General features: G+C 59.3%; 11 protein-coding genes. 5 read left to right on the plus strand and 6 right to left on the minus strand.

All coding sequences use genetic code 11. The annotated features are described in order from the left end of the window. Positions 1–10 precede the first annotated feature (10 nt). From GHO03_RS04560 to GHO03_RS04570, 3 genes are read left to right on the plus strand one after another with little or no spacing between them, the layout of a single operon-like run. The gene (locus GHO03_RS04560; protein ID WP_205125792.1) at positions 11–895 is read left to right on the plus strand and encodes a DUF6625 family protein; all 885 of its coding nucleotides are present in this window, start codon (positions 11–13) and stop codon (positions 893–895) included. Continuing rightward, a complete protein-coding gene (locus tag GHO03_RS04565; protein WP_095020184.1) occupies positions 892–2043 on the plus strand; it encodes a glycosyltransferase family 4 protein in 1152 nt (383 codons plus the stop codon). Before GHO03_RS04560 ends, GHO03_RS04565 begins: the two co-directional genes overlap by 4 nt. Continuing rightward, complete coding sequence (locus tag GHO03_RS04570) at positions 2040–2924, plus strand: glycosyltransferase (RefSeq protein ID WP_095017695.1); 885 nt, start codon at positions 2040–2042, stop codon at positions 2922–2924. Before GHO03_RS04565 ends, GHO03_RS04570 begins: the two co-directional genes overlap by 4 nt. A gap of 14 nt (positions 2925–2938) precedes the next feature. On the opposite strand, the gene GHO03_RS04575 is transcribed toward GHO03_RS04570, so the two are convergent. Then, a complete protein-coding gene (locus tag GHO03_RS04575; protein ID WP_232527670.1) occupies positions 2939–4147 on the minus strand; it encodes an acyltransferase in 1209 nt (402 codons plus the stop codon). A gap of 2 nt (positions 4148–4149) precedes the next feature. Then, positions 4150–6015 (minus strand): bifunctional O-antigen ligase/aminoglycoside phosphotransferase family protein, encoded by a 1866-nt coding sequence (locus tag GHO03_RS04580; RefSeq protein WP_153399282.1) that lies wholly within the window; start codon positions 6013–6015, stop codon positions 4150–4152. 157 nt (positions 6016–6172) lie between these two features. On the opposite strand from GHO03_RS04580, the gene msbA reads away from it, so the two are divergent. Next, a complete protein-coding gene (msbA, locus tag GHO03_RS04585) occupies positions 6173–7981 on the plus strand; it encodes a lipid A export permease/ATP-binding protein MsbA (protein ID WP_133144744.1) in 1809 nt (602 codons plus the stop codon). A 167-nt stretch (positions 7982–8148) separates the two neighbouring features. Further along, positions 8149–9570 carry a bifunctional D-glycero-beta-D-manno-heptose-7-phosphate kinase/D-glycero-beta-D-manno-heptose 1-phosphate adenylyltransferase HldE gene (gene hldE / locus GHO03_RS04590; protein WP_095000925.1) on the plus strand — a complete coding sequence of 474 codons (1422 nt, stop codon included), beginning with the start codon at positions 8149–8151 and terminating at the stop codon, positions 9568–9570. 110 nt (positions 9571–9680) lie between these two features. Here the strand turns inward: hldE and GHO03_RS04595 are convergent, their stop codons facing one another. The 4 genes from GHO03_RS04595 to GHO03_RS04610 form a co-directional block, all read right to left on the minus strand. Beyond that, complete coding sequence (locus GHO03_RS04595; RefSeq protein WP_095000926.1) at positions 9681–10637, minus strand: metal ABC transporter ATPase; 957 nt, start codon at positions 10635–10637, stop codon at positions 9681–9683. A 41-nt stretch (positions 10638–10678) separates the two neighbouring features. Next, positions 10679–11491 (minus strand): aldo/keto reductase, encoded by an 813-nt coding sequence (locus GHO03_RS04600; protein WP_095017692.1) that lies wholly within the window; start codon positions 11489–11491, stop codon positions 10679–10681. After that, positions 11488–12663, minus strand: a complete 1176-nt coding sequence (locus GHO03_RS04605; protein ID WP_095017691.1) for an FAD-binding oxidoreductase — start codon at positions 12661–12663, stop codon at positions 11488–11490. The genes GHO03_RS04600 and GHO03_RS04605 overlap by 4 nt, the downstream gene beginning before the upstream one ends. 124 nt (positions 12664–12787) lie before the next feature. Then, complete coding sequence (locus GHO03_RS04610; RefSeq protein ID WP_095000929.1) at positions 12788–13120, minus strand: multidrug efflux SMR transporter; 333 nt, start codon at positions 13118–13120, stop codon at positions 12788–12790. Positions 13121–13231: the final 111 nt, after the last annotated feature.

Genomic DNA, 13231 nt, shown 5'->3' on the forward strand with positions numbered 1-13231 from the left:
TGAGTTCCCTGTGATAAAACCATCACCGCGTATTTTATTTGTGATCCCGTACTTCGGCCGCTGGCCGTTCTGGATGCCGTTTTTCCTAGAAAGCTGTCGGCACAATCCCGATATTAACTGGCTATTTTTCAGCGACTGTGGGGTACCTGAAAATCTGCCGGCCAATGTGACCGTTGAATCGATCAGCTTTACCGACTATTGCCGTAAGGTTTCTGAGCGCCTGAAGATCAATTTCGCACCCAAAGAGGCTTATAAACTGTGCGATATCAAGCCGGCGTTGGGCTATATCCACGAAGATCGTCTGCAGGGCTATGATTTCTGGGCCTTCGGCGATATTGATCTGGTGTACGGAGACCTGCGCAGTTATTTCACCGCCGAGCGGCTGGCCCGCTATGACCTGTTTTCAACCCACGAACGCCGGGTCGCGGGGCATTTGTGCCTGATGCGCAATACGTCATGCAAGCGCGAGCTGTTCATGCGGATAAAGGACTGGCAGCAGCGCTTTACTGACAATCAGCATCATGCGCTGGATGAAGGTGCCTTCAGCCGGATCTTCCTGTGGCGCAAGAACCTGCCCAAACCGCTGTTCGAGCTGGTGGGCAAGTTCAACCCGCTGCGTCGCACCAGTGAGTTTACCGAGGCCTTCAGTACCTCCGGCGGCTGCATTAAGTGGCATGACGGCACGGAAAATTTCCCGGGCAAGTGGTTCTGGAAAAACGGCATATTGAAAAACGATCGTGACGGCGATCACACCTTTCCTTACTTTCACTTCGTGTGCTGGAAGCGTAACGAGTGGGCCAAGCTGCCTGCTCCCGATCCAGTTGCAATCCAGCGTCTGGCGGCAGAGCCTGCCTGGGTTATTGATGCCACCGGATTTCACCGGGGAGAGTTATGAAGCGTTCCAAGGTTTTGCAATTGCAGCCCGACTACAACGTCAAGTCCCATGACTTTGCCGACCTCGCCGAGCAGATCGTACGCGCATTGCCCCGTGAGCATTACGAGATCACGGCGGCCTTTTTGCGTGGGCGCCCGGGGCCGGGCGAGCCAGTGAGCAAGGCCGACCACTCGGTGTATTTCGAGTTCAGCGACAAGTCGCTCAAGGGCATGCGGTTGCGCGCCATGTGGGCGTTGTACAAGTTCTGCCGCAAAGAGCAGTTTGATGTGGTGATCTGCAACCGCTTCAAGCCGGTGAACATGATGCTGCAGCTCAACCGCTGGCTGAAAATCCCGCTGTGCGTGGGTATTTCCCACGGGTTTGGCGAGTACGACCGTTTTTACCGGCGCAGCCAGGCCAAGCGCCTGATCGACAAGCACTGGCGCTTTGTCGGCGTGTCGCCTGCGGTCAAACAGTACCTGCTGGACTGCCAGTGCGGTTTCACCGACGCCAATACTTACGCGATCACCAACGCCATCGATATCGAGCAGGCCGAAGCCCTGCAGCTGCCACGCCAGCAGGCGCGTGAAAAGCTCGGCCTCGATCAGGATGCGCGGATGATCGGCGCGCTGGGGCGTCTGGTGCCTATCAAGGGCCATCGCTTTTTGCTGCAAGCCTTCGCGGCATTGAAAGACAAATACCCGAACGCGCAATTGGCCATTATTGGTGCCGGCCGCGAGGAGTCGCGTTTGCGCGAGCAGATCGGGCAACTGGGGCTCGATGGTCGTGCGCATTTGTTGGGCTTCCAGGAGAACGCCCTGCAGTACGTGCGTGCTTTTGATATCTGGACCATGCCTTCACTGGCCGAAGGCCTGGGGCTGGCGCTGCTCGAAGGCATGAGTGGGCACTTGCCGGTGATCGCCAGCAATGTACCGGCCATGCTGCCGCTGATTGAAGGGGCGGGCGGCCTGGCGGTGAAGCCCAGCGACGTGGCAACGCTCACCGCAGCGCTGGACGAGTACCTGGCCCTGTCGGACGACGCTTTGCGAGCCAAGGGCGAGCAGGCGTTCCGCTACTTGCAGCAAAACCACGACATTGAGGTATTCCGCCAGGAGTATCTGGACCTGATCGACTCGGGCCTGCGCCAGGCCCGTAAGGAACACCCATGACTGACTCGCAACCCCTGGTGACGGTGATCATCGCCTCCTACAACCACGGGCCCTACATAGAACAAAGCATCCAGAGCGTTCTGGATCAGACTTATCCCAATATCGAATTGCTGGTGATCGATGACGGCTCGCCTGATGACAGCGTGGAGCGTATCCAGCGTTTACAGGCGGTACATGGTTTCGACTTTCGAGTGCAACAGAACCAAGGCCTGACCAATACCCTCAATGGTGCGATTGCTCGGGCCAAGGGCAGCCTGATCGTGCCCTTCGGTTCCGATGACATCATGATGCCGGATCGTATCGCGGTGCAGGTTGCCTACATGGATGGCAAGCCGGAAGTAGGTATTTGCGCGGGCAATATCGAGTTGATCGATGCCAATGGCAACCTGTTCCCGGAAAAACGCCAGCGCCGTGATGTACCGTTCCGGCGCCTGGACTTCGATGACATGTTCCTGGAGCGCAAACCGTATCCGCCTGCGCCGACCCTGATGATCCGCCGTGAAGCACTGGACAAGGTGGGGGGGTTTGACCCGAGCATTCGCCTGGAAGACTTGTATATCGAGCTGAAGATTACCCATGCAGGGTACTTTATCGACGGCCTGAACGTGGTGATGGCGCGCTATCGCAAGCACGCGACCAACTCGTACAAGAACCACCGGTTCATGATCGACAGCATTCTGCGCATTTATGCCCAGTTCAGCGATCACCCGCTGTACGACGAGGTGCGCTACAAGTTCCTCAATTCCATGTTCCTGAAAACGGCCAACCGCAATCGTGCCCTGGCTCGCGAGCTGTTGGCGCAGATTCCGTTCAAGCGCTGGACGGGCAAAACCTGGCGTGGGCTGGGGCGGCTGTATTTCTCACCCCTGGAAAAAGACTGACGGCGTGCGAGGGGTTATTCCGGCTCGACCTGTGAGGTTGTCCGGGTACGCCGGCGCAGTCGGCGCACAACCCTTTTGCCTGCGGCCATGCCCGGCTTCTCGATGTAGAGGAAGCTCAGGCTGCTGAGCACAATCAGCAGGCAGCTGCTCAGGGCCGCCAGCAGCAGGAACACCAGCGGCTCTCTGGTATCCAGTGGCAGCCCCAGTGGCAGGCGTTGCAACATCAGCCAGATCAGGAAGCCGTGTAACAGGTAGGTGCTGTAGCTGATTTCACCCATCCAGCGAATGCTGCGCTTGGCCAATGCGCCAAACAGCGTATGCCCGGAGGCGATGATCGAGAACGCCAGGGTAAGCAACAGCAGCGGGAAGAACGCAAAGCTCTTGCGGAACAGGGTCAGCACGGCCATCAGCACAACCAATGCAATGACCCCTGCAACGGGCGTCCGGCTCCAGGCCAGCAGCCTGGGCGTGCGTACCCAGTACGCCGCGGCCACGCCACCGAGAAAGCTCATCAGAATGTGCTTTTTCAGCGAGTGCTCCCAACCTACCACCTGATACAGCGCATAGATGGCGATCAGGCACAGTGCAGTCTGTCGCCAGTCGCTGCGGTACAGAAACACCATCCCGAACAGCGGCAACGCCATATAGAAGAACACTTCGTAGCTCAGGGTCCAGGTGACGTTGGCAATCAGCCCGCCGGTTTGCGGGAATTGATTGATGTCCGGGCGATCAAAAAACAGCCAGGCCAGTATCTGGCCGGCAATCTCCAGCGGGGTGTCCTTGAGTGTCCAGTCCTGGATGTAGAACACGCTGACAATCACCAGCAGCATCAGCGGCAAATATAGCGGGTACAGGCGGAAAACCCGGGACACGGCGAAGGCCAGCCAGTCGTATTCACGGCCTTTCTCGAGCAAACGCCCCCAGAACAGAAAGGCCGTGATCATGAAAAACAAGGCCACGCTGGCCAGGCCGATCTGGGCGTAGAACCGGGTCGAGGGCATTTCAAATGCCCCGGTATGCAGGAACACCCAGGTAATGGCGGTGTGGTGAATGAACACACCAAAGGCCAAATAGCCGCGCAAGCCATCAACACTGCTATAGCGGCCTTGAGCTGAGTGCTCCAGATTGCGCTGGATGGTCGGCGACCACCGCAGCAGCAATGCTGACGTCATGATCGCCAGGCCATAGGCCAGCACCGCCCACAAGGGGTTACTGCTGTCCAGGCTCAAGGCGCGTTGGTTTGAGCAAGTGCCATAACCTGGTTGCGCAGGCTTGTAACGGCAGGGGCGGGAGCCAGGGTGGCATAACCTTGCAGCAGCTCGGGCAGTTGCTCTTCGAACAGCCAGCGACGGTCTTCGGGGTAGCGTTGCATATGCCGCAAGTTGCGCTGGCGCAGGGCTATGCGCAGTGCCGAAGGATAAAGATGCATGTCGGCGATATCGATCAGGGCGAACTCGCCATCGTCCATCAACAACACATTGCCCAAGTGCAGTGAGCGGAAGTAAACGCCCTTGTCATGCAGGATCGCCAGGAACTTGCCGAAGCGCTCGACCAGGGCCTGGCGCATGGCCGGCGAACCCATCGACTGCATGACCTGGCGCAGGGTCTGGCCGGGCAGTGGTTGGTACAGCACGGCAGTGCTGCCATTGCGCAACTGAAACAGGTCGAGGATTTTCGGCGCGGGAATGCCCATCGCCTGCAAGCGCTCACTGTTGACGGCAAAACGTTCCGAATAAGGGTTGAAGCTGCCCGAGGTATAGCAGCGGCGTGCGCGGAACAACTTGAGGAAGTTGCCGTTTTGCAGGCGCAGCACCTTGGGGCCCAAGCCATCTTCTTCAATCACCTGGGCATGGCTGGCAAGGGTATTGAAGGCGGCATCGGACAGGCGGTGAACCGGCCTGTCGCGCAGGGTCTTGAGGCGCAGGCCGATATTCAGTGCGGCGATCAGGGCCAGCGGGATCCACAGCAGATACCAGTGTTCCTTGGGGCGCGAGATGATCCCTCCACCCTCGGTCAGGCCGGCACCGATACCGTATACCAGCCAGGCGGAGGCCAGGATGAACAACGGCTGCACGCGGTGACGCCAGCTGCTGTACAGGCCCCAGGCCTGCATGAACAACCAGGGCAGCAGGCCGAGCAAACCGACGTAGAACAGTACCCCGAGGAAAAAATTATGGGGCTCGCTCAGGGGGTCGTCGGGATATTGTGGCAACGTCAGAGACAAGTGCGCGCCATAGCCATGACCGACCCACGGGCTTTGCGCGATCAGATCCAGCGCCATCTGCCACAGTTCAAAGCGGAACGAGCTGCCGCGGCTGACTAGCATGTCCCAGAACAGCGTGGCCACCACAATGCCCCCTGCAGCGAGCATGCTGATCAGGGCCAGTGAGCGACGGTTCCAGCAGATAAAGCTGAGCCAGACCATGGTCATGACGATGGCCAGCAGCGGGGTTCGGGAGCCGGTGGCGATCACCGCCGCAAACATGATGACAAAGGCGGGAATGGCCACAAACAGGGCTGGCGGGCGCTTGCAGGTCATGCCCAGGGTTAGCCAGTAGATGCAAAAGAACCCGAATGCGTGGGAGCTGAGCAGCGGATTGTCGAAAGCACCGGCTCCGATCATCCGCAGTTGCGGATCATGGTTGGGGTAGAACATGTACAGGTTGTACAGGGTCGCGACCAGGGCAATGACTGCGGCACCAAAAATGACCGGCTGCAGGCTGTCACTGCGGTATTTGACCAGCAATGTACCGCCCGCGAACAGCATGAACAGGTGCAGCGGGGGTTTGAACAGGCCGAGAATGCTCTCCTCGGTGTTGCTCCAGATCAGGCTGACCATGGCCCAGGCAGCAAACAGCAGGAAGCCTGCGATCAACGGTTCACGCAAGATGTCCCGGAGTTCTTTGGGCCGCAAGACAAGGGCAATCAGGGTCGGAATGCTGAACAGCCCGTAATACAGTTTGTGATGCAGGCTTCGTCCAGGCAGAAAATAAAGGTCGGATAAAAGTAATAAAAGGCCGACAGGCAGCAGCCATAGGCAAATGAAATCAAACACCCGTTGTTTTGAATAATTTAAGTAGCTCAATTGCATGCTGAAAGGTTCGTTCCAGATTTTGGACGGCCATACTAGCGCACTGGCCCTGTAGTGTCGTTTTTACTGCCCCACGAGGCCGGGCTACAAGCGGCAGTCAGTACACCAGAGAAGCTGTGATAAAGTCAGCTTCCTTTTTTACTAACCGCCGCGTGATATGACCGAATCCAGCCCCAGCACAAGCGAATCGAGCTTGAAGATATATCTGCGCCTGCTCAGCTATGTCCGGCCTTATGTCGGCCTGTTCCTGCTGAGTATCGTCGGGTTTCTTATTTTCGCTTCGACCCAGCCAATGCTTGGTTACATCCTCAAGTATTTCGTCGATGGCCTGTCCAATCCGGACGCAGTGCTGTTTCCTTCCGTTCCCTATTTGCGTGATCTGCGCCTGTTGCAGGTCGTGCCGATCCTGATTGTGTTGATCGCCGCATGGCAGGGCCTGGGATCCTTCCTGGGCAACTACTTCCTGGCCAAGGTCTCCCTGGGCCTGGTACACGACTTGCGGGTTCAGCTGTTCAACAACCTGCTGGTCTTGCCCAACTGCTATTTCGACAAGCACAACTCGGGCCATCTGATCTCCCGTATTACCTTCAACGTGACCATGGTCACCGGTGCTGCCACCGATGCGATCAAGGTGGTGATCCGTGAAGGCATGACAGTCGTGTTCCTGTTTGGCTCGTTGCTGTGGATGAACTGGCGCCTGACGCTGGTTATGGTCGCGATCTTGCCACTGATTGCGGTCATGGTGAGCACAGCCAGCAAAAAATTCCGCAAGCAAAGCAAGAAGATTCAGGTGGCGATGGGTGACGTAACCCACGTTGCCTCGGAAACCATCCAGGGCTACCGCGTTGTGCGCAGCTTTGGCGGTGAGGCGTATGAGCGCAAGCGCTTCCTGCAGGCGAGCCAGAGCAACACCGACAAGCAACTGCGCATGACCCGCACCGGGGCTATCTATACCCCGATGCTGCAACTGGTCATCTATGTAGCTATGGGCATCCTGATGTTCCTGGTGCTTTACCTTCGTGGTGACTCGTCGCCTGGCGACATGATCGCCTACATCACCCTGGCTGGCCTGTTACCCAAGCCGATTCGTCAGCTGTCTGAAGTCAGCTCGACGATCCAGAAGGGTGTAGCGGGTGCCGAAAGCATCTTTGAACAGCTGGATGAGAAACCGGAGGTCGATACCGGCACTGTTGAGCGCGACCACGTCACTGGCCGTCTGGAAGTGCGCAATCTGAGCTTCACCTACCCGGACACCGACCGTCAGGTGCTCAGGGACGTGAGCTTTTCGGCCGAACCGGGGCAAATGGTGGCATTGGTGGGGCGTTCCGGCAGTGGCAAGTCGACATTGGCGAACCTGATTCCGCGTTTCTATCACCACACAGCGGGCGAAATTCTGCTCGATGGTGTTGAAATCGAAGATTACCGTCTGCTCAACCTGCGCCGTCATATTGCCCAGGTAACCCAGCATGTGACCCTGTTCAGCGATACCGTGGCCAACAATATTGCCTACGGTGACCTGGCGGGTGCCCCGCGTGCCGACATCGAAAAAGCCGCGCGTGATGCTTACGCGATGGACTTTATCGAGCAATTGCCACAAGGCCTGGACACCCAGGTCGGTGAGAACGGCGTGCTGCTTTCCGGCGGTCAGCGTCAGCGTCTGGCAATTGCCCGGGCGTTACTCAAAAACGCACCGCTGCTGATCCTGGATGAGGCCACCTCGGCGCTGGATACCGAGTCCGAGCGCCATATCCAGGCGGCACTCGACCACGTCATGAAAGGTCGCACCACGCTGGTGATCGCTCACCGGCTGACCACCATCGAGAAAGCCGATCTGATTCTGGTGATGGATCAGGGCCAGATTGTCGAGCGCGGTACCCATGCCGAGCTGATGGCGCAAAACGGTTACTACGCACGCTTGCACTCGATGGGGCTTGATGCGCCTGAGGTCTCCGGCGATATCGCCTGAGGCCTATACTGATACCTGTGGAGGCAGGCCTGCCTCCACGGGGAATCTTCATCTTGAGTCTTGTAGCTAATGTCTGATTCTCATTCGCTGCGATTAATACCGTGAACTGACCTGCGTTCACCCTGTGTTAATATCGCGCTCCTGTTCATTTTGTATGTGGGTTGTCCATGAAGTTGTCCATGCCGCGATTCGATCAAGCCCCTGTCTTGGTGGTAGGCGATGTCATGCTCGACCGTTATTGGCATGGCGGGACCTCACGGATTTCCCCTGAGGCGCCGGTGCCGGTGGTCAAGGTCGAGCAAATCGAAGACCGCCCGGGCGGCGCTGCCAACGTTGCGCTCAACATCGCTGCACTGGGCGCGCCTGCCTCGCTGGTGGGGGTGACCGGCGACGACGAAGCCGCCGACAGCCTGGCCAACCGGCTCAAGGGCGCGGGTGTTCGAGCACTGTTCCAGCGTATTGCGCACCAGCCGACCATCGTCAAGCTGCGGGTCATGAGCCGTCACCAGCAATTGCTGCGTATCGATTTCGAAGAACCGTTTGCCACCGACGCCCTGGCGTTGGGTGCTGAAGTTGAAAACCTGCTTGAAGGCATCAAGGTGCTGGTGCTGTCCGACTACGGCAAGGGTGCCCTGAAAAACCATCAGGTGCTGATCCAGGCCGCACGTGCCAGGGGCATTCCGGTGCTGGCCGATCCCAAGGGCAAGGATTTCTCGATCTACCGTGGCGCCAGCCTGATTACGCCAAATCTCAGTGAGTTTGAAACCATCGTCGGTGGTTGCACCGACGAGGCCGACCTGGTGGCCAAGGGCGCCAAGCTGATGGCAGATCTGGATCTGGGTGCCTTGCTGGTGACCCGTGGCGAACATGGTATGACCCTGTTGCGTCCGGGCTTTGCCGCCATGCACCTGCCGGCCCGTGCCCGAGAAGTGTTTGACGTAACAGGGGCTGGCGATACCGTCATCTCAACCCTGGCCGCAGCCATTGCTGCCGGTGAGGAACTGCCCCACGCCGTGGCCCTGGCCAATCTGGCGGCGGGTATTGTGGTCGGCAAACTGGGTACGGCAGCCATCAGCGCGCCGGAGCTGCGCCGGGCGATCCAGCGCTCAGAAGGGTCGGAGCGTGGTGTGCTGAGCCTTGATCAGCTGTTGCTGGCCATCGAAGATGCGCGGGCGCACAACGAAAAAATCGTCTTCACCAATGGTTGTTTCGATATTTTGCATGCCGGGCATGTGACCTATCTGGAGCAAGCGCGGGCCCAGGGCGATCGTTTGATCGTTGCAGTCAACGATGATGCATCGGTGAGCCGCCTCAAAGGCCCGGGTCGCCCGATCAACAGTGTGGACCGTCGCATGGCTGTACTGGCCGGTCTGGGCGCCGTGGACTGGGTGATCAGCTTTCCTGAAGCCACGCCGGAAAATCTGCTGGCTCAGGTCAAGCCTGACGTGCTGGTCAAAGGCGGTGATTACGGCATCGATCAGGTGGTTGGCGCCGATATCGTGGCCGCCTATGGCGGTACGGTTAAAGTGTTGGGGCTGGTTGAAAACAGCTCGACCACAGCTATTGTCGAGAAAATTCGCGGTCAGTGATCGACCGCACACCCCCTGTGGGAGCGGGCTTGCTCGCGATCGGGTCGACTCGGTGTAACTGAAAAACCGAGTTGTCTGAATCGCGAGCAAGCCCGCTCCCACATTTGAATCTAAGACTTTTTCACCACCTTCCTGAAAATCTGCCGCGCCTTGCCGGTCAGGCGCTTGAGCCGTGACTCGGGTTTGGGCGGGGTTAAACCCTGTTGCCGAACCCAATCCTTCCAGCGAATCCGCTCGTCATGGACCACCCAGCCGTCCTGCGGTGCAAAGCTCTCGGCCAGCCGCACGCCACGGGTACTGGCAGGTTGCAGGCGGTCTTTGCTCAGGGTGTATAACTCGGCGCAGGGCCGGCCTTCCGTGAGCGGGATCAGGTACAGATCCGGGCGCTTGCGGTCCAGCCGCGCTACCAGTTGATCCCCTTCAAGCCGCTCTTCGACATGGAAAAGGCTCAGGGACTTGGCCTCTTTGGGCACTTCCAGACGCAGGTCGTAAATCAGTTGCAGCGATGCTGTCGGCAAGTGCACGTAGGTCCGTGGCCGCTCCAGCAAGGGCTGGCTGCCACAGCTTACAGGCCGTGTCGCACCGGACAGGGGGGTCAGGCGAAAGGGCATGGCCTCGCGGTAATGCAGCGCGGCGGCGTAGGGCGCAGGCAGCCATGTTTCATTGAACCGCCCGCTCAGCCAGCCTTCGGGGGTTTCCAGCAGGCACTCTTCGGCAATCTCCTGGATGGCTGTGTGCAGGGGCAGGCTGACCTCGTGGGCTGGCACGTAACCAGAGATCAGCTTGAGCACCACATCGCCCCGATCCTGACGACGCTGACGTACCAGCACCCAGTAGTCGCGACCTTGCCAACTCATGGTCAGTCGCACGGATACGCCAAGGTTGGCCAGCTCCAGCGAAAAACGCTCATTATCGGCAACCTTGACCGGGCGGCGCTTTAGCAGGGTCTGCGCGAAGTTCAACGGCATGCCGATGCTTTGATAGCTCAAGCCCTCTGGCGTGGCTTCGACAAATAACGGCAGGGTTTTGAAGTCGCTGGGGTTCTTGCGGATCAGCATGCGCGGCATGTCGGCTCCTCCTTGCGTCGGGGTCGGCCGCGTCGGCGGCTTCAGGTTTTACGCAGAACCTGCGCAACGGTCGCCACGTTATGGGCCAAGTGCAGCGGATTGATGGTGCCGACAATAGCACTGGCAACCCCGTGATGGCCAAACACCAGTTCGAAGCTGGCGCGCACCGGATCGACCCCAGGGCTCAAGCACACATGCCCGCTGGCCAGCGCCTTTTTAACCAGAATGGCCTTGCCGTGGGCCGCGGCGTAATCGATCACCGGCCGCTCGGCCTGTTCATTGAGGTTGTAGGTGACCATCGCGCAATCACCGGTTTCCAAGGCCTTGAGCCCTCCTTCAACGGTTTTGCCCGACAAGCCGAAACCGCGAATCTTGCCCTCGCGTTTGAGTTCGGCCAGGGTCTCGTAGACCTCGCACTCATTGAGAACCGCAAGGTCATTGCCGTCAGAGTGCACCAGCACCAGATCGATAAAGTCCGTTTCAAGACGTTGCAGGCTGCGTTCCACCGAGCGCCGGGTATGTGCGGCGCTGAAATCATGACTCGACTGGCCGTCGACAAACTCTTCGCCGACCTTGCTGACGATCACCCAGTCCTGGCGCTGACCACGCAATAGCGGGCCAAGGCGTTCTTCACTGCGGCCATAGGCGGGGGCGGTGTCGATCAGGTTGATGCCCAGATCGCGGCTGAGCTTGAGCAGCATCTGCGCTTCGTTATCATCCGGAATCTTGAAGCCGCTGGGGTACTTGACCCCCTGGTCGCGGCCCAGCTTGACGGTGCCCAGCCCCAGTGGCGAAACCAGCAGGCCGGTACTGCCCAGCGGGCGATGGAAGTCGTGCAGGGTTGGCTGGCTCATGGCAACAGTTGCTCCCACGCGGTTTTTCCCAGGGGTGGACGTGGCAGCGGAGGGAGGGCCGGTGCATTGCCCGGTTTGATTCCGTCGTGCTCCAGCGCTTGCAGCACCCGGTCAGAGAAGTCCGGTGCCAGTGCCAGCTTGGTCGGCCAGCCGACCAGCAGACGGCCCTGGTCCGAGAGAAAAGCGTTGTCCGGGCGTACCAGCCCCGACTGCGCAGGCTCGGCACGGTTGACCCGCAACGTGGCCCACTGCGCCTGGCTCAGGTCAACCCAGGGCAGCAGGTTGCCCAGCTCTTTTTTCGCCACGGCGATTTGCTCGGCAGGTTCGCGAGCCACGCCATCGGCTTCGGCGATATCACCGCCCAGATACCACACCCACTCGCCATTGGCCGCGGGGTGAGTGGTTACCGTAATGCGTGGCTTGGGCCCACCGCCCAGGCAGTGGGCGTACAGCGGCTTGAGGCTGGGCCCCTTGACCAGCACCATATGCAGCGGGCGCAGTTGTTGGGCCGGAACGCTGATGCCGACACTGGCCAGCAGCTCGGCATTGCCGCCACCTGCACTGAACACAATACGCTGGGCGTGAATCTCGAGACCGTCGACCCGCAGGCCAATCAGTTCGTCGTTGTCAAACAGCGGTTCAATCACCTGCCCGGCCAGCAGGCCATCCCCCGCCAACTCCGCCAGACGCTCGATCAGGCTCGGGACGTCGACTACCAGCTCCGCCAGGCGATACACCTTGCCTTTGAAACGTGGATCTTGCAGGGCCGGGGGCAACTGGTCGCCCTTGACCTGATCGACCCGGCCACGCACGGCCTTGCTGGCAAAAAAGCTGGTGAGGTTGCCCGCGAGGGTGCCCGGCGACCACAGGTAATGGGCTTCGGAAAGAAGGCGCACACCACTCAGGTCGAGTTCGCCGTCGCCGGCCAGGGCTTCGCGCCAGCGGCGCGGCATATCGGCGATGGCTTCGGACGCCCCGGTCAGGGCACCGTGCAGCGCATATTTGGCGCCGCCATGAATGATGCCTTGAGATTTCACACTCTGCCCGCCCCCCAGGCTTTCACGCTCGACCACAATCGTGGAGAAGCCCTGGCGACGCAGGCGGGCATTGAGCCAAAGGCCGGCAACCCCAGCGCCGACAATCAGCACGTCGGTGGAAATAACAGATGGCATGGGCGACCTCGGCGTTTAAAGACAAAGACCGCAAGTATACAGCCTGATCCACAACCTGGCCTGAGCCTGTAAACCTGCGTAGCAGCTGCCGAAGGAACGAGGTGTGGTGTTTTCGTTGCTGGATTCAATGCCCCGCTGTTTTCGAGAACAGTTGAATCACCACCACCCCCAGCACAATCAGGCCCATGCCGAGCATGGCCGGGATGTCGAGTTTTTGCCCGTAGATAAACAGCGCTGCGACACTCACCATCACAATGCCCATACCCGCCCACACCGCGTAAGCCACGCCCACGGGAATGGTTCGCACCACCAGGGTCAGCATCCAGAATGCCGTGGCGTAACCGGCAATCACCAGGATCAGCGGCAGCGGTGTACTGAAACCCTTGATCGCTTTCATGGAGACGGTGGCGATGACTTCGGCGCAAATGGCAATGGCCAGGTAATAGTAGGCGTTCATGGTGGAGTCCTGAGTGTGGAGCGGGGCAATTTAGCAGCAAGGCATTCTAGTAGTTGTGAAAGTGTGTAGTGCGTTCTGGTTGCGACAGGGTAGGGAGTATTCGGTGCCATC

The organism is Pseudomonas sp. FSL R10-1339 (genome assembly GCF_009600545.1).
Taxonomy (GTDB): Bacteria; Pseudomonadota; Gammaproteobacteria; order Pseudomonadales; family Pseudomonadaceae; genus Aquipseudomonas; species Aquipseudomonas bubulae.